26 protein-coding genes are annotated in these 26,995 nt (G+C 61.1%); 12 read left to right on the top strand and 14 right to left on the bottom strand.

Going from position 1 to position 26,995, the window contains the following annotated elements; all coding sequences use genetic code 11:
- Positions 1-385: 385 nt before the first annotated feature.
- The 3 genes from LCH64_RS03335 to LCH64_RS03345 form a co-directional block, all read right to left on the bottom strand.
- On the bottom strand, positions 386-982 hold the full coding sequence (locus LCH64_RS03335) for a Fe-Mn family superoxide dismutase (RefSeq protein WP_003227660.1): 597 nt from the start codon (positions 980-982) through the stop codon (positions 386-388).
- Between the two features lie 176 nt (positions 983-1,158).
- Positions 1,159-1,761, bottom strand: a complete 603-nt coding sequence (locus tag LCH64_RS03340; RefSeq protein ID WP_226499491.1) for a LysE/ArgO family amino acid transporter — start codon at positions 1,759-1,761, stop codon at positions 1,159-1,161.
- A 5-nt stretch (positions 1,762-1,766) separates the two neighbouring features.
- Complete coding sequence (locus LCH64_RS03345; RefSeq protein ID WP_226499492.1) at positions 1,767-2,168, bottom strand: ACT domain-containing protein; 402 nt, start codon at positions 2,166-2,168, stop codon at positions 1,767-1,769.
- A 96-nt stretch (positions 2,169-2,264) separates the two neighbouring features.
- Between LCH64_RS03345 and LCH64_RS03350 the strand changes: the two genes are divergently transcribed.
- The 4 genes from LCH64_RS03350 (at position 2,265) to LCH64_RS03365 (ending at position 6,236) form a co-directional block, all read left to right on the top strand.
- Entirely contained in the window at positions 2,265-3,158 is an 894-nt protein-coding gene (locus tag LCH64_RS03350; RefSeq protein WP_226499493.1) for a LysR family transcriptional regulator ArgP, read from the top strand.
- A 53-nt stretch (positions 3,159-3,211) separates the two neighbouring features.
- On the top strand, positions 3,212-4,204 hold the full coding sequence (locus tag LCH64_RS03355) for an NAD-dependent epimerase/dehydratase family protein (protein ID WP_226499494.1): 993 nt from the start codon (positions 3,212-3,214) through the stop codon (positions 4,202-4,204).
- A 116-nt stretch (positions 4,205-4,320) separates the two neighbouring features.
- A complete protein-coding gene (locus LCH64_RS03360) occupies positions 4,321-5,154 on the top strand; it encodes an ATPase (protein ID WP_226499495.1) in 834 nt (277 codons plus the stop codon).
- Between the two features lie 233 nt (positions 5,155-5,387).
- Positions 5,388-6,236 (top strand): cache domain-containing protein, encoded by an 849-nt coding sequence (locus tag LCH64_RS03365; protein WP_201136714.1) that lies wholly within the window; start codon positions 5,388-5,390, stop codon positions 6,234-6,236.
- Positions 6,237-6,357: 121 nt separating this feature from the next.
- Here the strand turns inward: LCH64_RS03365 and LCH64_RS03370 are convergent, their stop codons facing one another.
- Positions 6,358-7,875, bottom strand: a complete 1,518-nt coding sequence (locus LCH64_RS03370; protein WP_226499496.1) for an MDR family MFS transporter — start codon at positions 7,873-7,875, stop codon at positions 6,358-6,360.
- Between the two features lie 79 nt (positions 7,876-7,954).
- Positions 7,955-9,148, bottom strand: a complete 1,194-nt coding sequence (gene pobA / locus LCH64_RS03375; RefSeq protein ID WP_226499497.1) for a 4-hydroxybenzoate 3-monooxygenase — start codon at positions 9,146-9,148, stop codon at positions 7,955-7,957.
- A gap of 177 nt (positions 9,149-9,325) precedes the next feature.
- On the opposite strand from pobA, the gene LCH64_RS03380 reads away from it, so the two are divergent.
- Complete coding sequence (locus LCH64_RS03380; RefSeq protein WP_103486318.1) at positions 9,326-10,210, top strand: helix-turn-helix domain-containing protein; 885 nt, start codon at positions 9,326-9,328, stop codon at positions 10,208-10,210.
- Between the two features lie 136 nt (positions 10,211-10,346).
- Here the strand turns inward: LCH64_RS03380 and LCH64_RS03385 are convergent, their stop codons facing one another.
- Both LCH64_RS03385 and LCH64_RS03390 read right to left on the bottom strand, forming a co-directional pair.
- Entirely contained in the window at positions 10,347-10,523 is a 177-nt protein-coding gene (locus LCH64_RS03385; RefSeq protein WP_003227641.1) for a hypothetical protein, read from the bottom strand.
- Between the two features lie 218 nt (positions 10,524-10,741).
- On the bottom strand, positions 10,742-11,647 hold the full coding sequence (locus tag LCH64_RS03390; protein WP_207199012.1) for a LysR family transcriptional regulator: 906 nt from the start codon (positions 11,645-11,647) through the stop codon (positions 10,742-10,744).
- 114 nt (positions 11,648-11,761) lie between these two features.
- On the opposite strand from LCH64_RS03390, the gene LCH64_RS03395 reads away from it, so the two are divergent.
- On the top strand, positions 11,762-12,640 hold the full coding sequence (locus tag LCH64_RS03395) for an MBL fold metallo-hydrolase (RefSeq protein WP_226499498.1): 879 nt from the start codon (positions 11,762-11,764) through the stop codon (positions 12,638-12,640).
- A gap of 220 nt (positions 12,641-12,860) precedes the next feature.
- Positions 12,861-13,475, top strand: a complete 615-nt coding sequence (locus LCH64_RS03400; RefSeq protein WP_226499499.1) for an NAD(P)-dependent oxidoreductase — start codon at positions 12,861-12,863, stop codon at positions 13,473-13,475.
- A 123-nt stretch (positions 13,476-13,598) separates the two neighbouring features.
- On the opposite strand, the gene LCH64_RS03405 is transcribed toward LCH64_RS03400, so the two are convergent.
- Positions 13,599-14,480, bottom strand: a complete 882-nt coding sequence (locus LCH64_RS03405) for a LysR substrate-binding domain-containing protein (RefSeq protein ID WP_226499500.1) — start codon at positions 14,478-14,480, stop codon at positions 13,599-13,601.
- A gap of 227 nt (positions 14,481-14,707) precedes the next feature.
- On the opposite strand from LCH64_RS03405, the gene LCH64_RS03410 reads away from it, so the two are divergent.
- Together LCH64_RS03410 and LCH64_RS03415 are read left to right on the top strand one after the other, a co-directional pair.
- Positions 14,708-16,345, top strand: coding sequence for a 5-guanidino-2-oxopentanoate decarboxylase (locus LCH64_RS03410; RefSeq protein WP_226499501.1), 1,638 nt, complete (start codon positions 14,708-14,710; stop codon positions 16,343-16,345).
- A complete protein-coding gene (locus tag LCH64_RS03415; RefSeq protein ID WP_226499728.1) occupies positions 16,345-17,793 on the top strand; it encodes an aldehyde dehydrogenase family protein in 1,449 nt (482 codons plus the stop codon). Before LCH64_RS03410 ends, LCH64_RS03415 begins: the two co-directional genes overlap by 1 nt.
- A 135-nt stretch (positions 17,794-17,928) precedes the next feature.
- Here LCH64_RS03415 and LCH64_RS03420 read toward each other — a convergent pair whose 3' ends face one another.
- Positions 17,929-18,858 carry an AraC family transcriptional regulator gene (locus LCH64_RS03420; RefSeq protein WP_226499502.1) on the bottom strand — a complete coding sequence of 310 codons (930 nt, stop codon included), beginning with the start codon at positions 18,856-18,858 and terminating at the stop codon, positions 17,929-17,931.
- Positions 18,859-19,288: 430 nt separating this feature from the next.
- Here LCH64_RS03420 and LCH64_RS03425 point away from each other — a divergent pair, with 430 nt between their 5' ends.
- Both LCH64_RS03425 and LCH64_RS03430 read left to right on the top strand, forming a co-directional pair.
- On the top strand, positions 19,289-19,642 hold the full coding sequence (locus tag LCH64_RS03425; RefSeq protein WP_226499503.1) for an antibiotic biosynthesis monooxygenase family protein: 354 nt from the start codon (positions 19,289-19,291) through the stop codon (positions 19,640-19,642).
- 43 nt (positions 19,643-19,685) lie between these two features.
- Positions 19,686-19,928 carry a hypothetical protein gene (locus LCH64_RS03430; protein ID WP_103486312.1) on the top strand — a complete coding sequence of 81 codons (243 nt, stop codon included), beginning with the start codon at positions 19,686-19,688 and terminating at the stop codon, positions 19,926-19,928.
- Positions 19,929-19,934: 6 nt separating this feature from the next.
- Here the strand turns inward: LCH64_RS03430 and LCH64_RS03435 are convergent, their stop codons facing one another.
- Together LCH64_RS03435 and LCH64_RS03440 are read right to left on the bottom strand one after the other, a co-directional pair.
- A complete protein-coding gene (locus tag LCH64_RS03435; protein ID WP_201136722.1) occupies positions 19,935-20,564 on the bottom strand; it encodes a flavin reductase family protein in 630 nt (209 codons plus the stop codon).
- Between the two features lie 235 nt (positions 20,565-20,799).
- Positions 20,800-21,033, bottom strand: a complete 234-nt coding sequence (locus LCH64_RS03440; RefSeq protein WP_003227625.1) for a hypothetical protein — start codon at positions 21,031-21,033, stop codon at positions 20,800-20,802.
- A gap of 342 nt (positions 21,034-21,375) precedes the next feature.
- On the opposite strand from LCH64_RS03440, the gene LCH64_RS03445 reads away from it, so the two are divergent.
- Positions 21,376-22,131 carry a hypothetical protein gene (locus tag LCH64_RS03445; RefSeq protein WP_226499504.1) on the top strand — a complete coding sequence of 252 codons (756 nt, stop codon included), beginning with the start codon at positions 21,376-21,378 and terminating at the stop codon, positions 22,129-22,131.
- A gap of 130 nt (positions 22,132-22,261) precedes the next feature.
- On the opposite strand, the gene LCH64_RS03450 is transcribed toward LCH64_RS03445, so the two are convergent.
- From LCH64_RS03450 to LCH64_RS03460, 3 genes are all read right to left on the bottom strand, one after another.
- Positions 22,262-23,581 carry an MFS transporter gene (locus LCH64_RS03450; RefSeq protein WP_226499505.1) on the bottom strand — a complete coding sequence of 440 codons (1,320 nt, stop codon included), beginning with the start codon at positions 23,579-23,581 and terminating at the stop codon, positions 22,262-22,264.
- Between the two features lie 321 nt (positions 23,582-23,902).
- A complete protein-coding gene (locus LCH64_RS03455) occupies positions 23,903-25,234 on the bottom strand; it encodes a sigma-54 dependent transcriptional regulator (protein ID WP_226499506.1) in 1,332 nt (443 codons plus the stop codon).
- Complete coding sequence (locus LCH64_RS03460) at positions 25,234-26,994, bottom strand: ATP-binding protein (RefSeq protein WP_226499507.1); 1,761 nt, start codon at positions 26,992-26,994, stop codon at positions 25,234-25,236. Before LCH64_RS03460 ends, LCH64_RS03455 begins: the two co-directional genes overlap by 1 nt.
- Position 26,995 lies beyond the last annotated feature (1 nt).

The raw sequence follows: 26,995 nt of genomic DNA on the forward strand, positions 1-26,995 counted from the left end.
GGCAATCCCGTGTTGGCAGTCAAAGGGACAATCAAGCCCCGGAACATTTGCCCGTGGCCTTGGCCGAAATGCTGCTGTCTGGAGTCTCAGCTCTATTTGTACTGTGTCGGTAGTTTCGGCCCTCAACTTGAGCGGTACGGAACAAATTTTCACTGATTTGATGGTAGCTCGCCGTGCTGCACCAGCAAGCGGCCGGAGCCAGCGTTCATCGTGAGAAAAACGCTATTCCCTGTAGGAGCTGCCGCAGGCTGCGATCTTTTGAAGTTGATTGTAAAAACAAGATCAAAAGATCGTCCGAACGCGGCCCGAACCTTCGGCAGCTCCTACAGAAATCAAAGGCATAAAAAAACCCGGCCATAGCCGGGTTTTTTATCTGGCGCGCAGCTTAAGCGGTGAAGGTTTTGCCTTCGAACTGCTCAGCAACGAACTTCCAGTTGACCAGGTTCCAGAACGCTTCAACGTACTTCGGACGCAGGTTGCGGTAGTCGATGTAGTAAGCGTGTTCCCAGACGTCGCAGGTCAGCAGCGGGGTGTCGCCGCTGGTCAGCGGGTTGCCGGCGCCGATGGTGCTGGCCAGAGCCAGGGAACCGTCAGCCTTCTTCACCAGCCAGCCCCAGCCGGAACCGAAGGTGCCGATCGAGGTTTTGCTGAACTCTTCCTTGAACTTGTCGAACGAACCGAAAGCCGCGTTGATGGCTTCAGCCAGTGCGCCGGTTGGTTGACCGCCGGCGTTTGGCGCCAGGCAGTTCCAGTAGAAAGTGTGGTTCCAGACCTGAGCGGCGTTGTTGAAGATGCCGCCCGAGGAAGTCTTGACGATCTCTTCCAGGGTCTTGCCTTCGAACTCGGTGCCTGGCACCAGGTTGTTCAGGTTCACGACATAGGTGTTGTGGTGCTTGTCGTGGTGAAATTCCAGGGTTTCCTTGGAAATGTGCGGCTGCAGGGCATCGTGTGCGTAAGGCAGCGGCGGCAATTCGAAAGCCATGATGATTCTCCTAATCAGGTCTGTTGCGGTGAGCGCAAGGCCGATCACGGGCGGCCAGAAATGCACCGACGAGTTTTTACTCTTTGCGGCGCAGGGTTCGGATCATAGCACCGGGGTCAAGGCTTAACCACGCAACAACTGTGTGGGATAGAGGTTCCAGAGCTGTTTGGAATAAATCACTGCGCCAATATCAATTGCCCTGCGACTGTAAACATCATCAACGCCACCACCAGATCGAGAATCCGCCAGGTACTCGGCCGCGCCAGCCACGGTGCAAGCCATGCGGCACCCAGTGCAAGAGTGAAAAACCACAGCAGCGACGCACTCGCCGCGCCCACGACATAAGCTCCCGGCACCGACTGCTGCGCACCGAGCGAGCCGATCAGCAACACCGTGTCCAGATAAACGTGCGGGTTGAGCAACGTCACTGCCAGCGCGCTGAGCATCACCGCGCGCAACGAGCGTACGGTGTGGTTTTCGCCCTGATCCAGACTCTGTTTCGAGAACGCCCGGCGCAGCGCCTGGCTGCCGTACCAGATCAGAAAAATTGCGCCGCCCCAGCGCGCCACTGCGAGCAATGTCGGGTTCTGCGCCAACACCGTGGCCAGGCCGAAAACCCCGGCCGCCACCAGCAGCGCATCGCACGCCACACACAACGCCGCCACCGGCAGGTGATGTTCGCGCCGCAGACTTTGAGCCAATACAAAAGCATTCTGCGTGCCGATCGCCATGATCAACCCGAACGCCACCAGCAGGCCGTTCACATAGCTTTGCCACATGACGATTACTCCGCGTTGGCTGCGAGATCGCGCAGCACTTGCATGGCGCGTTCGGCGTCGGCCTGTCCGACAAACAAATGGTCGTGGTAGTAACCGGCGATCACGTTGCAACTGATCCCGGCCTTGCCCAGAGCGCTGGCGAACGCAGCGGTGAGGCCGACCGCTTCCAGTGCCGAATGCACGTTGAGGGTGATCCACGCCGCGACATAATCGAAACTGAACCCGGCGTGTTCCGCCTGAGAGCGTTCGAGGATCACGGTCAGGCCTTCCTGTTCACGAAAGCTGCCGACAATCTCCAGACCGTTGGGCAACTGAGCGTCACGCAGGGTGCAGAACACGTATTCGCCGGCATTGAGCTGCGGGCTCATGCTGCGCAGCAACGTCGTGAGTGAGGTTTCGCCAGCCATTGCAGTGTTCCTTGATAAAGAGTGCTTGCTGGCTATTCTCCGGTCGAAAGCTGTATAAGAAAAACCAATAGTGCTGATCGCTCATTAGGAAAACTGATGTTCGACTATAAATTACTTTCCGCGCTGGCCGCTGTGGTCGAGCAGGCCGGATTCGAACGCGCCGCGCAGGTGCTGGGCTTGTCGCAATCGGCGATTTCCCAGCGGATCAAACTGCTGGAAGCGCGGGTCGGCCAACCGGTGCTGGTGCGCGGCACACCGCCGTCGCCGACCGAGATTGGCCGGCGGCTGCTCAACCATGTGCAGCAGGTGCGCCTGCTTGAGCGTGACTTGCAGACCCTGGTGCCGGCGCTCGACGAAGAGGGCGTGCCGGAGCGTTTGCGCATCGCCCTCAACGCCGACAGCCTCGCCACCTGGTGGGCCGAAGCCGTGGGCGATTTCTGCGCCGAGCAGCATTTATTGCTGGATCTGGTGGTGGAAGATCAGACCGTCGGCCTCAAGCGCATGCGTGCCGGAGAAGTCGCGGCGTGTGTCTGTGCCAGCGAACGTCCGGTGGCCGGTGCGCGCAGTGTGTTGCTCGGGGCGATGCGCTATCGGGCGCTGGCCAGTCCGGCGTTCATCGAACGGCATTTTGCCGATGGTGTGCGTGCCGAACAGTTGCCGCGTACCCCGGCGCTGGTGTTCGGGCCGGACGATTTCCTCCAGCATCGCTACCTTGCATCGCTCGGAGTAGACGGTGGTTTCGAGCACCACTTGTGCCCGTCATCCGAAGGTTTTGTGCGTCTGACCGAAGCCGGGTTCGGTTGGGGACTGGTGCCGGAACTGCAAGTGCGCGAGCAGTTACAACGCGGGACTTTGCGCGAACTGTTGCCAGATAAACCGATCGATGTGCCGTTGTACTGGCATCATTGGCGCAATGGCGGTCAGTTGCTGGGCTTGCTGACCGAACAATTGCTACGTTCTTCACCACGATGGCTGGTGCCCTTGGGCTGACGGTCAGCGTCAAGACAGACGTATCAGGTAAACGAAAGACATCGGAGCGTTACATGAAAATTCTGGTCACCGGCGCAAGCGGCTTCATTGGCGGACGCTTTGCGCGTTTCGCCCTGGAGCAGGGCCTGGACGTGCGGGTCAACGGTCGCCGGGCCGAGAGCGTCGAGCATCTGGTGCGCCGTGGCGCCGAGTTCATCCCGGGCGATCTCACCGATGCGGATCTGGTGCGCGACCTCTGCGCCGACGTCGAAGCCGTGGTGCACTGTGCCGGTGCCGTCGGCTTGTGGGGGCGTTATCAGGACTTTCATCAGGGCAACGTGCAGGTCACCGAAAACGTCGTCGAAGCCTGCCTCAAGCAGCGCGTGCGGCGGCTGGTGCATCTGTCGTCGCCGTCGATCTACTTCGATGGCCGCGATCACCTCGGCCTGACCGAAGAGCAAGTGCCCAAGCGCTTCAAGCATCACTACGCGGCGACCAAATATCTGGCCGAGCAAAAGGTCTTCGGCGCCCAGGAGTTCGGCCTCGAAACCATCGCCCTGCGCCCGCGTTTCGTCACCGGTGCCGGCGACATGAGCATCTTCCCGCGCCTGCTGAACATGCAGCGCAAGGGGCGTCTGGCGATCATCGGCGATGGCCTGAACAAGGTCGATTTCACCAGCGTGCAGAACCTCAACGAAGCGCTGCTCAGCAGTCTGCTGGCGGCCGGTTCCGCGTTGGGCAAGGCCTACAACATCAGCAATGGCGCGCCGGTGCCGTTGTGGGATGTGGTCAATTATGTGATGCGCAAAATGGAAGTGCCGCAGGTCACCAAATACCGCTCGTACGGTCTGGCCTACAGCGTTGCGGCGCTCAACGAAGGCGTGTGCAAACTCTGGCCGGGACGCCCGGAGCCGACCCTGTCGCGGCTGGGCATGCAGGTCATGAAGAAAAATTTCACCCTCGACATCAGTCGCGCCCGGCATTATCTGGACTACGATCCGAAAGTCAGCCTGTGGTCGGCCCTCGACGAGTTCTGTGGCTGGTGGAAAGCCCAGGACATCCGTTGATACAAGTCGCCCGGCCGGCAATGAACCGCACTGCCGCTTGAGGGTCAATCCCTGCGGCTGCGGCGGGTATACTTCGCAGCATTCAGCCATCACCGCGTTCCACAAAGGTTGCCTCAATGTCCATGCGTAACGATGCCAACGACGATTTCGACGATGTACCGAGCCTGCGGGCCGACACCTTTGACGACGATGACATTCCGCCGACCGCCCGCACTTCCGTGCATTCGCGCACGCCGCCGGTAGTCAAGGTCAAGGCCGCGAGCACCGGGCCGTTGTGGGCGCTGGTTGGCGCGCTGTTCTTTGCTTTCATCGGTCTGGCCTGGTGGAGCTTCCAGCAGATTTCGCTGATGGAGCAGCAACTGGTGGCCACCCAGGAAAGCTTTGCGCGCATCAGCGAGGAAGCGGCGGGGCGCCTGCAGGATATTTCCGGCAAGGTCGTCGCCAGCCAGAGCAACGTCAACAGCGACAGCGAAGCCTTGAAGCAGCAGATCAAACAGCTGGAAACCCAGTTGCTGGATCAAAGTAAACAGCAGCAAGGCGTGGTCGGTCAGACCAGCGATCTGGACAAGCGTCTGGCGCAGATGACCGCGCAGACCACCGAACAACAGAACGCCAATACCCAGTTGCAGGCTCAGGTCAAAGCCCTGAGTGCGGAACTGGCAACCCTGAAAAACGCCCCGGTCGACACCGGCAAGTTCGATGCGCAGCTCAAGAGCCTGAGTGCCGACATTGCCGCGCTGAAGAAGCAAGGCAACCCGAGCGCGGCGATCGAGCGTCTGGAGCAGGAAATCATCGTCCTCAAGAGTGAACAGGACAACCGCCCGGCCGCTGCGCAGGGCGGCGGCAATACCGCCGAGTTCGATGCATTCCGCGGCCAGATGACCCGCAACATCAACACCCTGCAGGCGCAGATCCAGAACCTGCAGCAGCAGATCAATGCCCGGCCATAGGGCCGGAGTCAGGAACCTTTGTGGCGAGGGAGCTTGCTCCCGCTGGAGTGCGAAGCGCTCCCCGCTTTCGTTCAGGTAGAGCGCATTTGCAGATTTTGCGACTGCTTCGCAGCCGAGCGGGAGCAAGCTCCCTCGCCACAGGGGATACCGCAACTTCTGGATTCATCTTCGACCGCCGTCCTACCCCAAGCCGTCTACGCTCTTGAAACACCAACAAGAACGAGGGATGCGTTATGGGGTTTTTGCATAAAGTGGCGTGGCTCGGTGTGATGCTTTTTGTGGGGGTAGCGCAGGTCAACGCTGCCACCGCGCAAAAGGATGACAGCAAGGCCGCCATTGCGCTGCTGGAAAAGGCCCTGGCCTATTACCACGACAATGGCGACAAGGCCTTCGCCGCGTTCAGCCGTCAGGGCGAGTTTGTCGACAAGGATCGCTACGTGTTCGTGGTCGATACCAAAGGCGTGATGCTCGCCAGTGGCGGCCCATCCTCAGCCTTGATCGGCCGTGACGTCAGCGAGGTGCTTGCGCCGGATTTGCAGAAAGCCTTCAAGGACGCCTTGCTGGTGCCGGAAGGCAATGGCATTCAACAGGCCGAATACCGCTGGCAGAACTGGGCGGACGGCAAGGTCGAGCGCAAACATGTGTATTACCAGCGCATCGGTCAGCGCATTCTGGCGGTCGGTTATTACCTGCCGCGTGCTTCAGCCGAGCAGGCCAAGGCACTCCTCGACAAGGCTGCAACCGATCTGGGGAAAAACGAGAAGGGCACCCTGACGGCCATCAACTCGCTCAAGGGCGGTTATCTGCAGGATGACTTGTATGTGTTCGTCGTCGATTTGAACACCCAACGCTACGTTGCTCACGGCACCAACCTGCGCCTGATCAATACCGATTTCAGCAAGATCAACGACCCGGAAGGCAAACCGGTGGGCGAGCCGATTCTGGCGCTGATCGCCAAGCAGGACGACGGCGAATACGAATACCGCTGGAAAAATCCGGTGACCGGCAAGGTCGAGGACAAGCATGCCTACCTGAAAAAGGTCGGGCATTTTCTGGTGGCGGTGGGTTACTACAGCCCCTGAGTGAACTGTCTTTGTAGGAGTGAGCCTGCTCGCGATGAGGGTGCGTCATTCAACAATGATGTCGACTGACACACCCTCATCGCGAGCAGGCTCACTCCTACAGGGGATCGCGGTGTTGCTGTTATTTGGCGCCGTGCTCCCGCCCGCGCAGCAACTTGTTCGGCATCGCAATTGCCGCCGCCAGCCCCAGCAGCGATACCGCCGTACTCACCCACAGCAAATGCCGGAACGTCACCGAAAGCTCGGCGCGCAAGGCGTTCTGTGCATCACCCGGGGCGGCGTTCAAACCGTCGAGCAGCACATTGCCCGAATGCCCCTCGCTGATCAGCGCGTTGCTCGCCAGATGGGCAAAACTCGAGTCCTGCAAAAAGGCCAGCAACAGCGCCGACATCAACGCCACGCCCACCGCGCCGCCCAGCGAGCGGAACAGGTTGGTGGTGCTGGTGGCGACGCCGATGTCGCGCTGATCCACCGAGTTCTGCGTGCCCACCAGTGAGGTCGGGAACTGCATGCCGCCGGCAATCCCGCTGAGCAGCATGAACAGGCTGCTGACCAGCGTCGCATCGGGTGGGCTGAACGCCATGCCGAGAATCGAGATCGGCATCAGCAGCGCGCCAGTCAGAATCTGTGGTTTGTAACGGCCGGTGACCGAGGTGCGGCGTCCGGCGAAATAAGCGCCAATCGGCAGCCCCATCGCCAGCGGCAGCAAGTGCAACGCCGCCGCATCGGCCCCGGCGCCGGTGACGCTCTGGAAGCGCAGCGGCATCAGCACGATCAGCGAGATCGCCTGGAAACTGGTGAAGAAAATCGTGCACCAGCACAGCAACGCATTGCGGTTGGTGAACAGGTGCATCGGCAGCAGCGGCTCACGCGCCCGGCGTTCATGCCAGACGAACACCGCCAGGACCAGCACTGCACAGGCAAACAAGCCGAGCACTTCGCTGCTGCGCCACGAATGGCCCTGACCGACCTGAGTGATGCCCAGCAGCAGGGCGGTCAAACCGATGATCATCAGCAGCGTGCCGAGGTAGTCGATGATCGGCTTGCGCTGCGGAATCGGCAGCCCGCGCAGATTGCGATTGGCAACCCACCAGGCGCCGAGCCCCAGCGGCAGGTTGATCAGGAACACCCAGCGCCACGAGAGGTATTCGGTCATGTAGCCGCCGAGCACCGGCCCGGCGACGCTGGCGACCGCGTACATGCTGCTGAAGTAACCCTGATAACGCCCGCGTTCGCGGGGCGGGACGATGTCGCCGATGATCGCCTGACTGACCGAAATCATCCCGCCGGCGCCGATGCCCTGGAGAATCCGCGCCAGCACCAGTTGTTCCATGCTTTGCGCCATGCCGCAAAACAGCGAGGCGAGGGTGAACAGGCCCATGCCGAACAGCATCAGTTTGCGCCGCCCGTACAGGTCGCCGAGCTTGCCGTAGATCGGCACGGCCACAGTCATCGCCACCATGTACCCGGAAATCACCCAGGCCAGCAGGCTGACATCCTTGAATTGTGCGGAGATGGCGGGCATCGAGACGGCGACGATGGTCTGATCCAGCGCGCCGAGAAAGATCGCCAGCATCAGCGCGACCAGCACGCTGCGAATGGCCGGTTTGGGTGTTTCAGGCTGGTGAAGATTGGTCACGGGCGAAACCTGCGGGCAGTGAGAGTCCCGCGGATCGTCAGGCGAGCGGGAATGCTCGCCAGTGTAAGTCGGTAGGAAGCTATTCGATAGCCTCATAAGGAAGTCCGACGTAATTTTCTGCAATGGTTTTTCGACCCGCTTCTGAACTGACAAAGTAGTCCAGTTCCGAGGCGCTGATGCGTTGACTGAAATCATCGTGTTCGTCGAAGCGATGCAGCATCGAGGTCATCCACCAGGAAAAGCGTTCGGCTTTCCATACCCGGCGCAGGCAGATTTCCGAGTATTTCTCCAACAAGTCCGTGCGTCCTTCGCGGTAAACCTTCAGCAGGATATTGAACAAAGTGCTGACGTCACTGGCCGCCAGATTCAGGCCCTTGGCGCCAGTGGGCGGGACGATATGCGCGGCATCGCCAAGCAGAAACATCCGCCCGTACTGCATCGGCTCGACGACAAAACTGCGCAGCGGCGCGATGCTTTTTTCAATCGACGGGCCGGTCACCAGTTTTTCGGCAAGCGCCGTGGGCAAGCGGGTTTTGAGTTCATCCCAAAAGCGCTGATCGGACCAGTCGCCGACATTTTCCTCGGCCGGCACTTGCAGGTAGTAACGGGTGCGGGTGGCCGAGCGCATGCTGCACAGGGCGAAGCCGCGTTCGTGACGGGCGTACACCAGCTCATCGTGCACCGGCGGCGTGTCGGCGAGAATCCCCAGCCAGCCGAACGGATAGACCCGCTCGAAAATCTTCAGGCAGTCTTCGGGAATCGACTGCCGGGCCACGCCGTGAAAACCATCGCAACCGGCGATGTAATCGCAGTCGACGCGCCAGGTTTCACCGTCCTTTTCGAAAGTGACAAAGGCCTCGTCGCTTTTCATGCCGTGAGGAACGACATCGCTCGCTTCATAAAACGACAGCGCCCCGGCCTCCCGACGAGCGGCCATCAGGTCGCGAGTGACTTCGGTCTGGCCGTAAACCATCACGGTTTTTCCGCCGGTCAAACCCTGCAGATCGATGTGTGCCAGACGTCCATCCAATGCCAGATCGAAGCCGGTGTGCACCAACCCTTCGGCATCCATGCGCGCACCCACCCCGGCCTGACGCAACAGCTCTACCATGCCTTGTTCAAGCACCCCGGCGCGAATTCGCCCGAGCACGTAATCGGGTGTCTGGCGTTCGACAATCAGGGTATCGATGCCAGCGTTTTGCAGCAACTGACCGAGGAGCAATCCGGACGGACCGGCGCCGATGATGGCGACTTGGGTTTTCAGCGTTTTCATTGTTTTTATGACTCGCAAGCTTCACGCGACGGAAGCCGGTGAATGATTTTTATGGATCGAGTGCTTGCATTTTTCCCTTGCGGGTCTGTCAATTGAAGGTGAAAACTGAGCCGATACCTGTACATTCTGCCAATCGGTGCGATTATCGCCCGCAACCTCGAGGCCTGGATTGAAGTGATGAACAAGCCTGACCTGCCTTCGATTCCGGTGTTCAAGCTCTACGGTGAAAGCCTGGACTGGCCGACCCCTGACTTGCTGCACTGTGAAACCATTTCCAAACGCAGCCGCGAACATCAATGGGAAATCAAACCCCACCGCCACGCCGATTTGTGCCAGTTGCTCTTCGTCTTCAAAGGTCAGGCAGAGCTTGAAATCGAAGGTCAACGCACGCAGCTCAACGAACCCGCCATTCAAGTCCTGCCACCGTTGTCGGTGCATGGCTTCCGCTTTTCCGAGGACGTCGAAGGATTCGTCGTCACCCTCGCCAATCCGCTGATCAATCACCTGCAGGCGCAACTGGGCAATTCGGTGCACGCACTGGCCCAGGCCGAACACTATCCGGCGGGCAAGGATGCGGAGTACCTGAACAGTCTTTTTTCAGCGTTGCAGGCCGAGTACAACGGCCATCAGCCAGCGCGGGAAATGCTCATGCATTCGCTGGTCAGCGTGATCATGGTCTGGGTCAGCCGACAGGCGATCGTGCGCCATAACGCCAGCCAGCGACCGCAACGCCAGCGCGAATACCTCAACGGGTTCATTCAATTGGTGGAGGAGACTTACCGCCAGCATGTGAAGGTCGAAGACCTCGCCCATCGCCTGGGGATTTCGGTGTCACACCTCAATGGCACCTGCCGGGAACTGGCAGGGCAGCCGGCGCTGCAGATCATGCACGAACGCCAGTTGCTGGAAGCCAAACGTTTGCTGACCTATACCAGCATGACCATTTACGAGATGTCGGAGTTGTTGGGGTTTTCCGATCCGACCAACTTCACACGCCTGTTCCGGCGCCGGGTGGGGATATCACCAAAGGCCTTCCGCGACCGGCTGAAGGCCGAGCAGTGATCTTGTAAACGCTGCGTTTTCCTGTGGGAGGGGGCTTGCTCCCGAAAGCGGTCTATCAGTTTGCATCAATGCTGAATGACACACCGCATTCGGGAGCAAGCCCCCTCCCACAAGACTGCATGCCAGCTCAGGTCGATCAGCGCAACGCATTAAGCGTCGCGTTATGCGGAATGCAGCGCTCGAAATTGCAACTCGCGAACTCGCGGGGCAGTTGTCGCAGTTGCTCGACCCGCCAGGCCGCGGTGCCGTACAGCGCCAGCGTGGCGGCGCAGGTGATGAAAATCGCGAAGTACCTTCTTGTTCTGATGTTCATGGCGTTGACCTCTGAACGCATACCCTGCGGTATTACTTTCAGCATAGGTCAGCGGTACAGAGTTGCCAGCCACGGCTCCCGCGTAGGTGACATACCTTCAGCACACGGATGACACCTGTGGGAGCGGGCTTGCTCGCGAAGGCGTTGTGTCAGTCTGGATTGCCCTCGACTGACACGACGCCTTCGCGAGCAAGCCCGCTCCCACAGGAATACCGGATTTACAGGCCAATATCCCATTTGGGATTTTCCGGGAATCGCTCGACGAGAAAATCCAGCATGCTGCGCAGCGCCGCCGGCATGTGTTTGCGTGACGCATACACCGCGTAGATGTTCATCTGCCGTGGCTCGGCATCCGGCAGCAAACGCACCAGTTCACCGGCATGCACATGCACCCCGGCCTGATAGGTCGGCAGCATCGCCACCCCCGCGCCGGCCAGGGTCGCGCGCAACAGGGTGCTGGCCTCATTGGCGCTGATGTTGCCCTGCACCGGCACCGACACCGGTTCGCCGTCCTCCTCGAAATGCCACAGGCTCTTGCCGAAATACGAGTGCGTGAGGCAGTTGTGACGGCTCAGGTCCTCGACCCGCTGCGGTGGCGGGTTGTCGCGCAAATAAGCCGGTGCGGCGCAGACCACCGAGCGGCACACGGTCAAGCGTCGGGCGATCAGGTTCGGGTCCAGGTCATTGCTGGTGCGGATCGCCAGATCGATGCGCTCATCCACCAGGTTCACCGTGCGGTCGAGCATCTGCAGATCGATGCTGACCCCGGGGTAACGTTTGACGTACGCCGCCATCGCATCGGCCAGTTGCGCCTGGCCGAACGAGGTGCTGACGCTGATACGCAGCAATCCTCGCGGTGCATCGTGCGGTTCACTGACTGCTGCCTGCATATCCGTCGAAAGTTCGAGCATCTGCCGACAGCGCGGCAGGATTTCACTGCCGGCGGCGGTCAGGCTCAACTTGCGCGTGGTGCGGTGCATCAGGCGCGCGCCGACCCAATCCTCCAGCTCCGCCAGATAGCGCGACACCACCGGCCGCGACAGATCCAGATGATCGGCGGCCGCCGACTGGCTGCCCAGATCCACCACCGTGACAAACACCCGCATTGCTTGAAGACGATCCATGATTTGCCCGCTTTCAGAAACAAACTATGTCCAAGCATCGCATTTTTTGTACCGAGTCAGGCAACTAAGCTCTGTCCCATCGCCAACCACGGCATTCGGACCACGGAGCAACAGATGATCGGCTTCACTACCCTCAAGCGCGTTTTGCTGGCCACCGCCACCCTCGGTTTCGCGGCCCATGCCGCTGCCGCCAACCTGACCCTTGATGTCTACAACCCGGGCACCAACGCGATTTTTCCGGTGACTTCGGTGCTGGTCAGCGGCGAGAAAGACGCGATCCTGGTCGACGCGCAATTCGGCAAGGCCCAGGCCGAGCAGGTGGTGGAAAAGGTCCGCGCCAGCGGCAAGCACCTGACCACCATCTACATCAGCCACGGTGACCCGGATTACTACTTCGGCCTCGACACCCTGACTCAGGCTTTCCCCGACGCCACCGTGCTGGCCTCGCAGCCGACCGTCGATCACATCAAAGAGACCGTCGACGGCAAACTCGCCTTCTGGGGCCCGAAAATGGGCGCCGACGTGCCAGCCAAAACCATCGTGCCGGGCGTGCTCAAGGGCGACAGCCTGATGCTCGAAGGGCAGAAGTTGCAGGTAGTGGGACTTGAAGGCAAACAACCGGATCGCAGCTTCGTGTGGATTCCGTCGCTCAAGGCTGTGGTCGGTGGCGTCGTGGTCGCCGAGAACATTCATGTGTGGATGGCTGATACCCAGACCGCGCAATCCCACGCCGACTGGCTGCAAACCCTGCACTCGATCGAAACCCTGAAGCCGAAAACCGTGGTGCCGGGTCACTATCTGGGCGAGAGCAGCCGCTCGCTGGCCAGCGTGAAATTCACCGCCGACTACATTAAGGCTTTCGACGAAGAAACCGCCAAGGCCAAGGATTCCGCCGCACTGATCAAGGCCATGCAAAAACGCTACCCGAAACTCGGCGAAGAAAGCTCGCTGGAGCTGAGCGCCAAAGTCGCCAAGGGCGAGATGAAGTGGTAACCCGATTGATCTGAAACAGAGGTCGAGAGGACTTTTGTGGCGAGGGAGCTTGCTCCCGCCCGCCTGCGCAGCAGGCGTAAAACCTGAAAGTGCGTTGAATCTGAAAGAGGCGGGGAGTGCTTCGCCCTCCAGCGGGAGCAAGCTCCCTCGCCACAGGGAATACCGCTTCAAGATTAGATTTATGCCGTCGTTGAAACTCTCAAGCCAACTGGAGAATGTCATGAGCAAGATCGCAATCATTGGTGCCACCGGCCGTGCCGGTAGCCAACTGCTGGAAGAAGCCCTGCGTCGCGGCCATAGCGTCACCGCCATCGCCCGCGATACCTCGAAGATCGGTAACCGTGCCGGTGTGGTCAGCAAGAATGTCGATGTGCTGGATTCGGCGGCGCTGCAAGCCGCTGTGGCCGGTCATGACGTGGTGATCAGCGCCGCGCATTTCGCCACCGTACCGGCCAGTGCCGTGGTCGGCCCGGTGAAGCAGGCGGGCGTGAAGCGTCTGCTGGTGGTCGGGGGGGCCGGTTCGCTGTTGCTGCCGGACGACACCCGAGTGATCGACAGCGCGGGTTTCCCCGCCGAATACAAAACCGAGGCCAGTGCGGGCGCAGCGTTTCTCGATGCGTTGCGTCAGGAGCAGGATCTGGACTGGACCTTCCTCTCGCCATCGGCAGAGTTTGTCGAAGGTGAGCGCACCGGCACCTTCCGCGTCGGCAAGGATCACTTGCTGATGAGTACCGAAGGTCGTAGCTGGATCACCTTCGCCGATTACGCGATCGCGCTGATCGACGAAGTGGAAACGCCGAAGCATTCGCGTCAGCGGTTTACGGTCGGCTACTAAGCAACGACGCGGACCAAATGTGGGAGCGGGCTTGCTCGCGAAGGCGGTGTGTCAGCGACATTTGAAGTGACTGACACTCCGCCTTCGCGAGCAAGCCCGCTCCCACAGGGGTATTTGTTTGTTTCAGCGGGTATGCGCCTGTTCCACCAGCCAGATCATCAATTCCTCCAGCTGCGGCGAAGCGTCACCGCCCTGCGGCATCACCACGTAGTAGCCCAACCCCGTCTTTACCTTCAGCTCAAACGGCATCACCAGCCGCCCGGCGCGCAGGTCATCGCCGATCAGCGACCAGTCGCCAATCGCCACCCCCGTCCCGTGGGACGCCATCGACATCGCCTGATCCAGCGTCTCGAAATGCTGCCCCGTGTCGACGTTGCTCAATTGCAACCCGGCGGCTGTCAGCCATACGGTCCAGTCCTGGATATCGTGGGTGGGATGCAGCAGCAGATGCTGTTGCAGATCCGCCGGTTCGCTCAGCGCCGGTGGGCCCTTCAATAGCGCTGGCGAACAGACTGGCGTCAGTTGTTCATCGAACAGATGCAGGGCGGTCGACGAATTGTCCGGCGGCGTGCCGTAGATCACCGCGGCATTGAATGGCTCACGCTGAAAGTCCACGCCGTGGGCCAGTGTGGTGGTCAGTTTGACCGGCACATCCGGGCGTTCCTTTTGCCACTGCAGCAGGCGCGGCACCAGCCAGCGCATCACGCAGCTCGGCGCCTTGAGTTGCAGGGTTTGCCGCTTGAGACCGATCTGCTCGGTCGCTTCGCTGATCAGGCCAAAGATCTTCTCCACCCTAGGCAGCCACTCGCGTCCCTCGGCCGTCAGCTCAAGGCCTCGGGCCAGGCGAATGAACAGCTCATACCCCAGATGATCCTCCAGCCCGGCGATCTGCCGGCTCACTGCGCCCTGGGTGATGTGCAACTGCTCGGCCGCCCGGGTGAAGTTGCAGCACTGTGCAGTGATCAGAAACGTGTGCAGGGCGGGCAGGGGAGGCAGTCGTTTCATGGGGATCCGAGGTATGACGTGAGGACATGGCTAGTATGACTTTTAATCGATTGTTGCCGCTACTCGCCGCCCGTTCAATGAGCCCAATCAAGGGCTCTTTGTAGGAGTGAGCCTGCTCGCGAATGCGGTGTGTCATTGCCATTGATGTTGGCTGACACATCGCTTTCGCGAGCAAGCCCGCTCCCACCAAGGGCCCAGTGTTTCAACCGAACAAAAGGGCAATCGGCATGGCGACGTGTGGCGAAGTACTGGTCAAGTTACTCGAGGATTACGGGGTCGAGCAGGTGTTCGGCATTCCCGGGGTGCACACCGTTGAGCTGTATCGCGGGCTGGCCCGTTCGCGCATCAACCACGTCACTCCACGGCATGAACAGGGTGCCGGTTTCATGGCTGACGGCTATGCGCGCACCAGCGGCAAACCGGGTGTGTGCTTCATCATCACCGGCCCGGGCATGACCAACATCACCACCGCGATGGGCCAGGCCTACGCCGACTCGATCCCGATGCTGGTGATCTCCAGCGTGCAGACCCGCAGCCAGTTGGGCGGCGGTCGTGGCAAGCTCCATGAGTTGCCGAACCAGAGCGCGCTGGTCGGCGGCGTCGCGGCGTTCTCCCACACCCTGATGTCGGCGGCGGAATTGCCCGGCGTGCTGGCCCGTGCTTTCGCACTGTTTCAGGCCGGGCGTCCGCGTCCGGTGCACATCGAGATTCCGCTGGATGTTTTGGTAGAAGAGGCTGATGAGCTGCTCGCCAGCGTTCCGGTGCACATCGACCGCGCCGGGGCTGCACCGGCTGCAGTACGGCGCATGACTGAGTTGCTGGCCGGCGCTCGGCGTCCGCTGATTCTCGCCGGTGGCGGTGCCATCGATGCCGCCGCCGAACTGACTGAGCTGGCCGAGCTGCTCGACGCCCCGGTGGCGCTGACCATCAACGCCAAAGGCATGTTGCCCTCCAGCCATCCGCTGATGATCGGCTCGACGCAAAGCCTGGTCGCCACTCGCGCACTGGTGGCCGATGCCGACGTGGTGCTGGCGATCGGTACCGAACTGGCCGAAACCGATTACGACGTGACCTTCGCCGGCGGCTTTGAAATCCCCGGCAAGTTGCTGCGCATCGACATCGACGCCGACCAGACCGTGCGCAACTATCCGCCGCACGTGGCGTTGGTCGCCGACTCGCGCAACGCCGCACAAGCGCTGCTCGGCGCATTGTCTCAGCAGCCGCTGGCCGAGCGGCGCAACGATTGGGGTCAGGTGCGGGCGGCGCGCCTGCGCGATGAGCTGGCCGCAACCTGGGATGCACCGACGCTTGCTCAGACACGCTTGCTCGAAACCGTGCTGCACGAGTTGCCGGACGCCGTGTTTGTCGGCGACTCCACGCAACCGGTGTACACCGGCAACCTCACCTTCAACCCGGAGCGACCACGGCGCTGGTTCAACTCGTCCACCGGTTACGGCACCCTCGGCTACGCCTTGCCGGCGGCAATCGGCGCGTGGCTCGGCGGCAGCATCGAAGGTGGTGCGCGGCCGCCGGTGGTGTGCCTGATCGGCGACGGCGGCTTGCAGTTCACCCTGCCGGAACTGGCCAGCGCGGTCGAAGCACGCACCCCGGTGATCGTGCTGCTGTGGAATAACCAGGGTTACGAAGAGATCAAGAAATACATGGTCAACCGCGCCATCGAGCCGGTGGGCGTCGATATCTACACCCCCGATTTCATCGGTGTGGCCAAGGCTCTGGGTTGCGCCGCCGAAGCGATCAGCTCGGTTGAGCAATTGCGTGGCGCGCTGCGTGCGGCGACTGACCGCCAAGGCCCGACCGTGATCGAAATCGACCAGACCCAGTGGATGCAGGCGGTGGCCAAATGATCAATTTCCCAACCACACTCGATGGTCTGTACATCAACGGTCAATGGTCGGCCGGGCGTGAACACCTGCGGGTGATCAATCCGGCCACCGAAGCACTGCTGACCACTGTCAATGGCGGCGATGAACGCGCGGTTGATCTGGCCGTCAACGCGGCCACTGAAGCGTTCAAGCGCTGGTCGAAAACCACTGGCGCCGAGCGTGGAGCGATTCTGCGTAACATCGCCAACGGCGTGCGCAATGGTCGTGATCACTTGATGAAGCTGCAGTCGAGCAACAACGGCAAACCGCAGTTCGAAGCGGCCATCGATGTCGATGATGTGATCGCCACGTTCGAGTATTACGCCGGTTTGGCCGAAGGCCTCGATGCACAACTCGACAGCAACGTGGCGCTGCCCAGCGACGATTTCAGCGCACGTCTGCGCCGTGAACCGTGCGGTGTGGTCGGGCTGATCGTGCCGTGGAATTTCCCGATGGTCACCACCGCGTGGAAACTCGCACCGGCGCTGGCCGCCGGTTGCTGCGTGGTGCTCAAACCGTCGGAAGTCACGCCGCTGCCGGAGCTGGAACTGGCGGCGATCATTGCCGAGTCCGGCTTGCCCGACGGTGTGTTCAACCTGGTTTGCGGCACCGGTCTGGCGGTCGGTGCACCGCTGTCGGCGGACCCGCGCATCGCCAAGATTTCCTTCACCGGCAGCAATGCCGTCGGCGTGCAGGTGATGCAGCGCGCCGCCGAAACGGTGAAGGGCGTGAGCCTGGAACTGGGGGGCAAATCTTCGCTGCTGGTGCTGGCCGATGCCGATCTGGAACTGGCGGTGGAGCTGGCCTGTGGCGGCGGATTCTTCAACGCCGGGCAGATGTGCTCGGCCACCAGTCGGGTGTTGGTCGCCGATGAGCTGGCCGACGAATTCCTTATCCGTTTGCAGGCCCGCGCGGAAAAAATCCGCGTGGCCGATCCGTTCGATCCTGAAGTGGAGATGGGCGCGCTGGTCAATCAGGCGCAGTACCAGCGCGTGCTCGGCCACATCGATCGCGGCTTGAGCGCCGGGGCGAAATTGATCTGCGGCGGCAATCGTCCGGCGGATCTGCCACGCGGGTATTTCCTGCAGCCGACGGTGTTCACCGAAGTGCCCCTCGACAGTGCGTTGTGGTGTGAAGAGATCTTTGGCCCGGTGCTCTGCGTGCGCAGTTTCAGCAGCGAAGCCGAGGCGATTGCCTTGGCCAACGACAGCCAGTTCGGGCTGGTCGCCAGTGTGGTGACTCGCGATGCGGCTGCGGCAGATCGGGTAGCAAATGCGTTGCAGGCCGGGCTGGTGTGGATCAATGCGCCGCAGGTGATCTTCCCGCAGACGGCGTGGGGCGGCTACAAGCAGAGCAGCATCGGCCGCGAGTTGGGGCCTTGGGGGTTGTCTGCGTTTCAGGAGATCAAGCATGTAGTTCGGGCGGTCTGACCACAGCGCTTTCTTGGCCGGACTGGCCTCTTCGCGAGCAAGCCCGCTGCCACATTGGAATTGTGTTCACACGCATCCTCCTGTGGGAGCGGGCTTGCTCGCGAAAGCGTCAGCCGCAGCAGAGCAGATTCCGGATCAGACCGACTGCCGCAACCGCGCCAGATCCCGCAACGGCGGCGCGCCAAACAAGCGGCTGTACTCGCGGCTGAACTGCGACGGACTTTCATACCCGACTCGATAGCCCGCGGCCGACGCTTCCAACCCTTCAGCCAGCATCAGGCGTCGCGCCTCTTGCAGGCGCAGCTGCTTCTGGTACTGCAACGGACTCATCGCCGTCATTGCCTTGAAACGGTGATGCAGGGTCGAGACGCTGAGGTTCACTTCCTTCGCCAGATCATCGATGCGCAGCGGCTGCTCGAAGTTGCCGTTGAGCCATTTGATCGCCTGGCTGATGCGGTGGCTCTGGCTGTTGGCAATCGCGATTTCATACAAGCGATGACCCTGCGGACTGCGCAGCAGGCGATAGAGAATCTCCCGGCGAATCAGCGGCGCGAGCATGGCGATGTCTTTCGGCGCATCCAGCAAGCGCGCCAGCCGCAGCACCGCGTCGAGCATCGCGCTGTCGATCTGCTCGACATACAGACCGCGTCCCGTGGGCCGGGTCGGCACACCCATCGGGCCGGCGTCGGCGATCAGTGCGGTGATTTCCGCCGGGTCGATGTCCAGGCGCACAGCGAGGATCGGCTCCTCCGGCGAGACATTCACCACCCGTCCGCTGAGCGGCATCGAGACCGAGACCACCAGGTAATTCAGCGGATCGTAATTGAAGTACTCATCCGCCAGCCGCACCTCTTTCCGACCCTGAGCCATGATGCACAGCGCCGGTTGCGCCAGTACCGGGGCGAATTCGTGGGATTGGGTGTGGCGCGACATGAACAGCGAGCCGATGGCGGTCGCATAACTGCCATCGTCGGTGGTGTTGCGACGGATGATCGCCGCGAGTTCTGCGCGCTGTTTTTCCATGTCGGCATCGGGCGGGGCTTGGAAACGATCGAATGACGTCATGCACGGCATCCTCGGCAAGGGATCTGGAATGGGGCAGAGCATAAGTTTGTGCAAGCGCGAGCGGTAGACACATCCTGTCAAATGCTTGCCTGATTCTGCATGGCCTGGTTTTGCGGGTCGGCCATCAGCCCGCGACCGCCACCTTACCCCTTGCGGCGAATACCCCCGTAGGAGCTGCCGCAGGCTGCGATCTTTTGATTTTAAAAGCGAAAGTCAAAAGATCGCAGCCTGCGGCAGCTCCTACACAAAACGCGTATGACAGCGGTGTGACAGGGTTTTAGCGGTGGTTGCCGGACATTTGTGCAGTCTCGCAGGATTGTGCAACGCAGCGGCAGGAATCGACTAACGGCGCCTTGTGCGCGGTCCTTAACCTTGGATCCTGTCGCAGCCCGTCCCCCGGCTGCCACGCGACTCCCTGGGAGGGTTGAACATGTCCAAGCAGATTCCCGTCAGTCATATGGCCTTCGTTCGAGCGCGCGCCGGACGCTCCGCCGAACTCGGTGTGCGCCTCAGTGCCTTGATCGAACCGTCGCGCGCCGCCCCCGGTTGCCTGAGCTTTGCCCTGCAGCATTCGCAATGCGATCCAGAGCTGTGGCTGGTCTCCGGTTTCTGGAGCCATCAACAGGCAATGACCGCATATTTCAACAGCCCGTCGATGCAGATCTTTGCCGAGTTGGTCCAGGAGCTGGTGGTCAACAGCCTGGATTTCCACACCTTCAAAGAGGTGTCGGCGGCACAGGCGCTCGGACAATGTCCGGCACCGATACACAAACTCGCCGGTTGAGGGTTTAATGTCCGGCTTATTCGTCTGAGCCAGGATGTGTGCCATGGCACGTAAAGAGTTTGAACACTTCGAAGCAGTCTCCGCAGTCGTCCCCGTCGAGTTGGGCGGCAACAAGGGTTATCACGCGGCAATCGCGGTCAAGGCCCTGGTTGATGGCGGTGCGCCACGCTTCCACAAACTGCTGGGTGATCAGGTGTTTCCCGGCGCCATCGCTGCCGATGACGCGGCGACCCAGGAGCTGGACCGCCTCAAGGGTGTCACCGATGACGCCGAGCTGATCTGGTAACTGCGCTTACTTGCCCGCACCCGGGCGCCACATCTTGAACAGGGCTTCAGGCCCCAACTGGAAATAGTCCGCCGGCCCGCCGCCGCGCAGAATCGGTTCTGCCGCGGCGGTGTCGTAGATCCCGTCCTTCAACAGCCACTTGGCGATATGCACGGCGACCACTTCGCCGAGAATCAGCCAGCTCGGCACGGTTTCGCCATCGGCACGCTGCAACTGAATGATCTGTGTGACCTTGCACTCGAAGGACACCGGGCTTTCGGCTACCCGTGGCACCGCAATCACCTTCGACGCCACCGGCGTCAGCCCGGCCAATTCAAACTCGTTGACCTGCGGCGCGACCATCGCGCAGCTCTGGTTCATCTGCTCGGCCAGCGGCCGGGTGGCGAGGTTCCAGGCGAATTCACCGGTCTGCTCGATGTTGTTCAGGCTGTCTTTGCGCCCGACACTGGAAAAACCAATGATCGGCGGAATGTAGTTGAACGCGTTGAAGAAGCTGTAAGGCGCCAGATTCAGCTGGCCGTGGGCATCCTGCGAAGAAATCCAGCCGATGGGGCGCGGGCCGACGATGGCGTTGAACGGATCGTGGGGCAGGCCGTGACCGTTGGCGGGTTCGTAGTAGTGGATGTCATCGGACATGGTGGGGATTCCTGGCATTCGTGAGCGTTCAATAGTGCAAGGGCACGCCGCCTATTTCCAGCTGGATGTGCATCCCTGTAGGAGTGAGCCTGCTCGCGATAGCGTTGTGTCAGCTGATACACATTTGACTGGCACACCGCTATCGCGAGCAGGCTCACTCCTACAGGGAATAGTTTTGATGTTTCAGAAATGACTAAGCCCGGCCGAAGCCGGGCTGTGGAAGAACTGCTCATACTTAGCTGATGGCTGCAGCAGTACCGGTCTTGTCGAAACCATCGGCGGCCACGGTTTTGCCGATGTTGGTTTTATCAAAACCATCTGCGGCGTAAGTGCCCGAGTGGCTGGTTTCGATGACTGCGGAACCGCCGGTAATAAAGTCGGAGGATTTGGTTTTGTCCGAGCCATCGGCAGCGAAGGTGTTGGCGGCCAGTACGGACAGGGTCAGGGCGAGGATCAGTTTGGTTTTCATGTTCTTTACTCCAGATTCGTTGGCGGATGTGTCTTGCATGGGTTTCATGCTACGCCAACTAAATTGATTGAAAAGCGCAAATTAATGCTAAAAACAATCGATTAACTTGATATTAAGGGCGGCGCATTAAATAGCTTCCAGTCTCTGGAGCGAACGCCGCGCAGGTAATCGATCAGGTGCATGCAGGATGCAAGGGCAGCATTAATGGGGGATTAATCGATGTTTTTCTCGATATGACGGATTTTTCATCTGTTGCCGACCGGTTTTTCACCGGCGCAACGCCAGTCTGCCCGCGGCCAGAAAACCAAGAACCGGCCGTCCCACACTGGAGCTTTGCTTGCGATGAACAAACTGCCTCAAATCACCCTGGCGTTCTGGGTCATGAAAATCTGCGCGACGACCTTGGGGGAAACCGCGGGGGATTTGCTCTCGATGACCCTCAACGTCGGTTACGCCCTGAGCTCGTTGATCCTGATCAGCGTGTTTGTGCTGACCCTGGTCACCCAGTTGATGGCCAAGACCTACAAGCCGCTGCTGTACTGGATCGTGATTCTGTCGACCAGCACCGCCGGCACCACCATGTCCGACTTCATGGATCGTACCCTTGAACTGGGCTACGCCACCGGATCGATGATCCTGATTGCGATTCTGTTGGCGATCTTCACGGCTTGGCGCCTGAGCGGCGATTCGCTGAACGTCAGCAAGGTGCAGACCTTCCGCGGCGAGATGTTCTACTGGATGGCGATTCTGTTTTCCAACACCCTGGGCACTGCGCTCGGCGACTACCTGGCCGATGACTCGGGCCTGGGTTTTGCCGGTGGCGCGCTGCTGATCGGCTCGACCATTGCCGTGGTCGTGGCGCTCAAATACTTCACGAAGATTTCGTCGGTGCTGTTGTTCTGGGTGGCATTCGTGCTGACCCGGCCGTTCGGTGCAACCCTGGGCGACCTGATGACCAAGTCCCATGAAAAGGGTGGCCTGGACTTCGGCACCATCGGCTCGTCGGCGGTGCTGGCGGGCATTCTGCTGGTGATGATTGTTGGCGCGTCTTATGCGCAGAAGCGTTATGGCAAGCCGCCGGTTGCCGAGTTGAGCTGATACCGAGTCGCCCCAATCGCGAGCAGGCTCACTCCTACAAGGGGCGGCGTACACCAATTAATATAGGAGTGAGCCTGCTCGCGATGAGGCCATAACAGCCACCATCACAATGGCTGAACTGACTCATTCCTCAGTCGGTCACGATCCGCGAGTGTTTCTGCGTGTCTTTCATGGTGATGTACACCAGCAGCGACACCGCGATGCACGCAGTCACGTACCAGTAATAACCGCTTTCCATGCCGATGCTCTTGAACCACAGCGCGATGTATTCGGCGGTACCGCCGAAGATCGACACGGTCAGCGCGTACGGCAGGCCGACGCCCAGCGCGCGGATTTCGGTCGGGAACAGTTCGGCTTTCACCACGGCGTTGATCGAGGTGTAGCCGCTGACGATGATCAGTGCCGCCATGATCAGGAAGAACGCGCCCCACCAGGTCTGGATGGTGTGCAGGGTCATCAGGATCGGCACGGTGAAGATCGTCCCGAGCACGCCGAAGGCGATCAGGATTGGACGCCGACCGATCTTGTCCGACAGGCCACCGATGATCGGTTGCAGGCACATGAACAGGAACAGCGTGGCGGCGGAAATGGTGGTCGAGTCGGAGATGCTCATGCCGACGGTGTTCACCAGGTATTTCTGCATGTAGGTGGTGTAGGTGTAGAACGCCAGCGTACCGCCCATGGTCAGGCCGACCACGGTCAGCAGTTCTTTCGGGTGACGCATCAAGGTGCGCATCGCGCTTTCCTTGGACTTCTCTTTCTTGGTGAACGACTCGGTTTCTTCCATGCCGCGACGCAGGTACAGCGCAACGATCGCGCACAGTGCGCCGATGGCGAACGGAATACGCCAGCCCCACGCGTACAGCTGTTCGGTGGTCAGCATGTTCTGCAGCACGATCAGCACGCCCAGCGCGATGAGCTGGCCGGAGATCAGGGTCACGTACTGGAAGCTGGAGAAGAAACCGCGACGTTCCCTGGTCGCCATCTCCGACAGGTAGGTGGCCGAGGTGCCGTATTCGCCGCCGACCGACAGGCCTTGCAGCAGTCGGGCGAAGACCAGCAGGATCGGCGCGCCGATGCCGATGGTTTCGTAGTTCGGGCTGAGGGCGATCAGCAAGGAGCCGAAGCACATCAGGTAGACCGAAGCCATCAAGGCTTTCTTGCGACCGACCTTGTCGGCGTACAGGCCCATCAGCCAGCCACCGATCGGGCGCATCAGGAAGCCCACGGCGAAGATCGCGGCGGTGTTCATCAGTTGCGCGGTGGTGGAACCGGCGGGGAAGAAGGTCTTGGCGAAGTACAGCGAGAAGGCGGCGTAGACGTACCAGTCGTACCACTCGACCATGTTGCCGACCGAGCCGCTGAAGATCGATTTGATCCGGCTGGCGGTGGTTCTTTGTTTGACGGGCGCGGCAGCCGACCCAAGGGGCAGGGCGTTGGAGTTATCCATTGAAGGATCCTTCGTTTAATTGTTTTTGTGGAGCGCGTAGAAACGCAGCCTGCCGGGGCTATAGCAGGAGCTGTGCCAACGGGGAGAGGGGCGGTTTAGAGGGGGTGGCGGGATTTGATGAGCGGAAATCCGCTTATGCCTGGATTGTGGTGAGCGGAAAATTGCTCATTCAGGCTGGTGGATCAATGTTGCCTGTGCCGGCCTCTTCGCGGGCAAGCCCGCTCCCACAGGATTCTCGAGTGTTCACAAAATCTGTGTTCAGCACCAAACCCTGTGGGAGCGAGCCTGCTCGCGAAGGGGCCACTAGCAGCAATCAATAAATCAGCTGCCCGGAACAAACATCTCCCGACTCAACCCATGCCGCTGCAGCTTTTCATTGAAGGTCCGGCGCGGCAGTTGCAACTCTTCCAGCACTGCTTTCACATCACCCTTGTGCCGGGTCAGCGCGGCACGCAGGCACTGCGCTTCAAACGCTTCCTGCTGCGCCGCAAGCGACTGGCCCTGGTCGATGCCCTGCACCGGTTCATCCAGCCCCAGTACCTGCCGCTCGGCAACATTCGCCAGTTCCCGCACGTTGCCCGGCCAGTCGTGGCTGAGCAGGTGACTCAATTGCGCCCCGCTCAACGGCGGGAAAGTGCGGCCCAGACGTTGGGCAGCGCTGAAGGCGAACGATTCGAACAGCAACGGAATGTCTTCACGCCGATCGCGCAGCGGCGGCAGACGCAGTTCGGCGACGTTCAGGCGATACGCCAGGTCTTCGCGAAAGCGTCCGGCGCGGGCCTCATCCAGCAGATCAGGTTTGGTTGCGGCGACGATCCGCAGGTCCACGCGAATGCTCTGGTTCGAGCCCAGGCGTTCCAGCTTCTGCTCCTGCAACACCCGCAGCAGTTTCACTTGCTGGGCCAGCGGCATGCTTTCGATCTCATCGAGAAACAGCGTGCCGCCGTCGGCGTATTCCAGCTTGCCGATGCGCTTGCCGGAGGCCCCGGTGAACGCGCCGCTTTCATGGCCAAACAATTCCGCTTCGAACAACTGCTCGGGGATCGCCGCGCAGTTCAGCGCGACGAAGGGCTTGTCGGCGCGCGGGCCGAAATCATGCAGGCAACGCGCGATCAATTCCTTGCCGCTGCCGGTTTCGCCACGGATCAATACGTTGACCGGCAACGCTGCCAGATCCAGCACTTGCCGGCGCAAAGTCTGCATGCCACGGGACACGCCGAGCAGCGTCGCATCGAGTCTGGCGCGGTGGTCGGCCTGCTCGTGCAGGGCACGGTTCTCCAGGACCAGCCGCCGCTTGTCGAGCGCCCGGCGCAGGCTGCCGAGCAGGGTTTCCGGGCTGAACGGTTTTTCGAGGAAGTCGTAGGCGCCGTCACGCATGGCTTCGACCGCCATCGGCACATCGCCGTGACCGGTCAGCAGAATCACCGGCAGATCGGCATCACGTTTCTGCACTTCCGCCAGCAACTGCAGACCACTGAGCCCGGGCATGCGCACATCGCTGAGGATCACCCCGGGAAAGTGCGCCGGCAGCGCGGCGAGGCAATCTTCGGCGCGGCTGAACAGCTGCACCACGAACCCCGACAGGCTCAGCCATTGCTCGACGGCGCTGCGAATGCTGCTCTCGTCATCGACCACCATCACTGAGTTGAGCATCAGATGTGTGCCTCCAGATCGATCGGCAGGGTCAAGGTGAATATGGCGCCGGCCTCGCCATTTTCGGCACTCAGCCGCCCGCCGGATTCATGCACGATGGCAAAAGATACCGCCAGCCCCAGGCCCAGGCCGTCACCCACCGGTTTGGTGGTGAAGAACGGGTCGAACACCTGGTTCAAGTGCTGTTCGGCAATCCCGCCGCCGTTGTCGATCACGCTCAGGCGCCACAGTTGCTCGTCGGCCTCCAGGCGGATTTCCAGACGCTTGCACGGTTTGCCCTGCATCGCATCGAGGGCATTGCGCAGCAGGTTGATCAGCACCTGCTCGAGGCGGATCGCGTCACCCCGCACCCAGGCCGGACGCGCCAGGTGCAGCACCAGACTGACCTGTTCGTCGCGCAGGCGGGCGTCGAGCAGCTGCAGCGATTGATCAACCACGGTCGCCAGATCCAGTCGTTCGCGCAGGCCGCTGGGGCTCTTGCGGGCGAAGGTTTTCAGGTGGCCGGTGAGCGATGCCATGCGTGTGAGCATGTCGTCCACCGGTTTGAGCGCCTTGTACGCATCATCGACGCGGCCATGCTCAAGCAGCAGGCGCAGCGTCGCCAGTTGCATGCGTTGCGCGGTCAGCGGTTGATTGATTTCGTGGGCGAGTGCGGCGGACATCTGCCCCAGCGCGGCAAGCTTGGCCGATTGCACCAGCCCATCCTGTGCGGTGCGCAGATCGCGGGTGCGTTCTTCGACCAGTTGTTCGAGTTCTTCGCGGTTGCGCTGACGGACTTTCGACAGGCGCCAGCGCTGGTTGAGAAACAGCAGCAGAAACACCAGCGCCAGCCACACCCCGGCAGCGGCCAGCCCGGCATTGCGCAAATCTTCGAAGGCCACTTGCGGGCGGCGCAGCAAGTGCAGGGTCCAGCCTTCGGTGGTCAGCGGCAGCGATTCCCACAGGTAGTCCGCCGTTCCGTCCGGGCCTTCGACCCGCCGCAGGTCGCTGTTGTCGTCGAAGTGGCGCAGGGACAGATGCGTCAACGGCAGCAGTGATTGTTTGTCGTACTGCCGGGTGCGCTTGATCTCAGCCATGTCGCGGCTGTCCAGCGGCCGCAGCGAGCGATAGCGCCAGCCGGGCTGGTTGGCGATGAAGATGATCCCGCGCGCATCGCTGACCAGCAGCGTGTCGCTGCCCTGGCTCCACTCGCGCTCCAGTTCCGGGAACTCCAGCTTGACCACCATCGCGCCGAGGAACTCATTGTTGTCGCCCAGCACCGCGCTGGACAGGAAGTACCCGGGGATGCCGCTGGTCACGCCCACCGCGTAGAACCGCCCGCTGCCCTGAGTGCGGGTCTGGCTGAAGTACGGGCGAAAACCGTAGTTGTGGCCGACGTAGCTGCTGGGCAGACGCCAGTTGCTGGCGGCCACCGCGAGGCCGGTGTGATCGAGCAGTTCGAGGGTCGAGGACTGCGCCGCGCCGTTGATCTTCTCCAGTTTCAGATTCAGCGCGTCGTGTTGCTCGGCACTCACCGGCCCGCCGAGTGCCCCACGCAATTGCGGGTCCAGCGCGAGCACGGCGGGCAGGGCGCGATAGCGGTCAATCAGGGTGTGCAGCGCATTGGCGTACAGCGTTAACTGCTGGCTGGCGCGGGCGGCGTCCTCTTCCAGCGCCTGACGTTCGGCGTGGCGGATGGCAAGGGTCGCGGCAATGGCCGCACCGGCAATGATCAGCAGGGTGTACAACGACAGACGCAGGATACGGGAAGTCGGCAGCATG

The organism is Pseudomonas sp. MWU16-30322, assembly GCF_020515535.1.
GTDB lineage: Bacteria > Pseudomonadota > Gammaproteobacteria > Pseudomonadales > Pseudomonadaceae > Aquipseudomonas > Aquipseudomonas fluorescens_H.

Coding starts and splice junctions, on each gene's coding strand:
- LCH64_RS03335 (WP_003227660.1), bottom strand. CDS start 982: ATGGCTTTCGAATTGCCGCCGCTGCCTTACGCACACGATGCCCTGCAG.
- LCH64_RS03340 (WP_226499491.1), bottom strand. CDS start 1,761: ATGTGGCAAAGCTATGTGAACGGCCTGCTGGTGGCGTTCGGGTTGATC.
- LCH64_RS03345 (WP_226499492.1), bottom strand. CDS start 2,168: ATGGCTGGCGAAACCTCACTCACGACGTTGCTGCGCAGCATGAGCCCG.
- LCH64_RS03350 (WP_226499493.1), top strand. CDS start 2,265: ATGTTCGACTATAAATTACTTTCCGCGCTGGCCGCTGTGGTCGAGCAG.
- LCH64_RS03355 (WP_226499494.1), top strand. CDS start 3,212: ATGAAAATTCTGGTCACCGGCGCAAGCGGCTTCATTGGCGGACGCTTT.
- LCH64_RS03360 (WP_226499495.1), top strand. CDS start 4,321: ATGTCCATGCGTAACGATGCCAACGACGATTTCGACGATGTACCGAGC.
- LCH64_RS03365 (WP_201136714.1), top strand. CDS start 5,388: ATGGGGTTTTTGCATAAAGTGGCGTGGCTCGGTGTGATGCTTTTTGTG.
- pobA (WP_226499497.1), bottom strand. CDS start 9,148: ATGAAAACGCTGAAAACCCAAGTCGCCATCATCGGCGCCGGTCCGTCC.
- LCH64_RS03380 (WP_103486318.1), top strand. CDS start 9,326: ATGAACAAGCCTGACCTGCCTTCGATTCCGGTGTTCAAGCTCTACGGT.
- LCH64_RS03385 (WP_003227641.1), bottom strand. CDS start 10,523: ATGAACATCAGAACAAGAAGGTACTTCGCGATTTTCATCACCTGCGCC.
- LCH64_RS03390 (WP_207199012.1), bottom strand. CDS start 11,647: ATGGATCGTCTTCAAGCAATGCGGGTGTTTGTCACGGTGGTGGATCTG.
- LCH64_RS03395 (WP_226499498.1), top strand. CDS start 11,762: ATGATCGGCTTCACTACCCTCAAGCGCGTTTTGCTGGCCACCGCCACC.
- LCH64_RS03400 (WP_226499499.1), top strand. CDS start 12,861: ATGAGCAAGATCGCAATCATTGGTGCCACCGGCCGTGCCGGTAGCCAA.
- LCH64_RS03405 (WP_226499500.1), bottom strand. CDS start 14,480: ATGAAACGACTGCCTCCCCTGCCCGCCCTGCACACGTTTCTGATCACT.
- LCH64_RS03410 (WP_226499501.1), top strand. CDS start 14,708: ATGGCGACGTGTGGCGAAGTACTGGTCAAGTTACTCGAGGATTACGGG.
- LCH64_RS03420 (WP_226499502.1), bottom strand. CDS start 18,858: ATGACGTCATTCGATCGTTTCCAAGCCCCGCCCGATGCCGACATGGAA.
- LCH64_RS03425 (WP_226499503.1), top strand. CDS start 19,289: ATGTCCAAGCAGATTCCCGTCAGTCATATGGCCTTCGTTCGAGCGCGC.
- LCH64_RS03430 (WP_103486312.1), top strand. CDS start 19,686: ATGGCACGTAAAGAGTTTGAACACTTCGAAGCAGTCTCCGCAGTCGTC.
- LCH64_RS03435 (WP_201136722.1), bottom strand. CDS start 20,564: ATGTCCGATGACATCCACTACTACGAACCCGCCAACGGTCACGGCCTG.
- LCH64_RS03440 (WP_003227625.1), bottom strand. CDS start 21,033: ATGAAAACCAAACTGATCCTCGCCCTGACCCTGTCCGTACTGGCCGCC.
- LCH64_RS03445 (WP_226499504.1), top strand. CDS start 21,376: ATGAACAAACTGCCTCAAATCACCCTGGCGTTCTGGGTCATGAAAATC.
- LCH64_RS03450 (WP_226499505.1), bottom strand. CDS start 23,581: ATGGATAACTCCAACGCCCTGCCCCTTGGGTCGGCTGCCGCGCCCGTC.
- LCH64_RS03455 (WP_226499506.1), bottom strand. CDS start 25,234: ATGCTCAACTCAGTGATGGTGGTCGATGACGAGAGCAGCATTCGCAGC.
- LCH64_RS03460 (WP_226499507.1), bottom strand. CDS start 26,994: ATGCTGCCGACTTCCCGTATCCTGCGTCTGTCGTTGTACACCCTGCTG.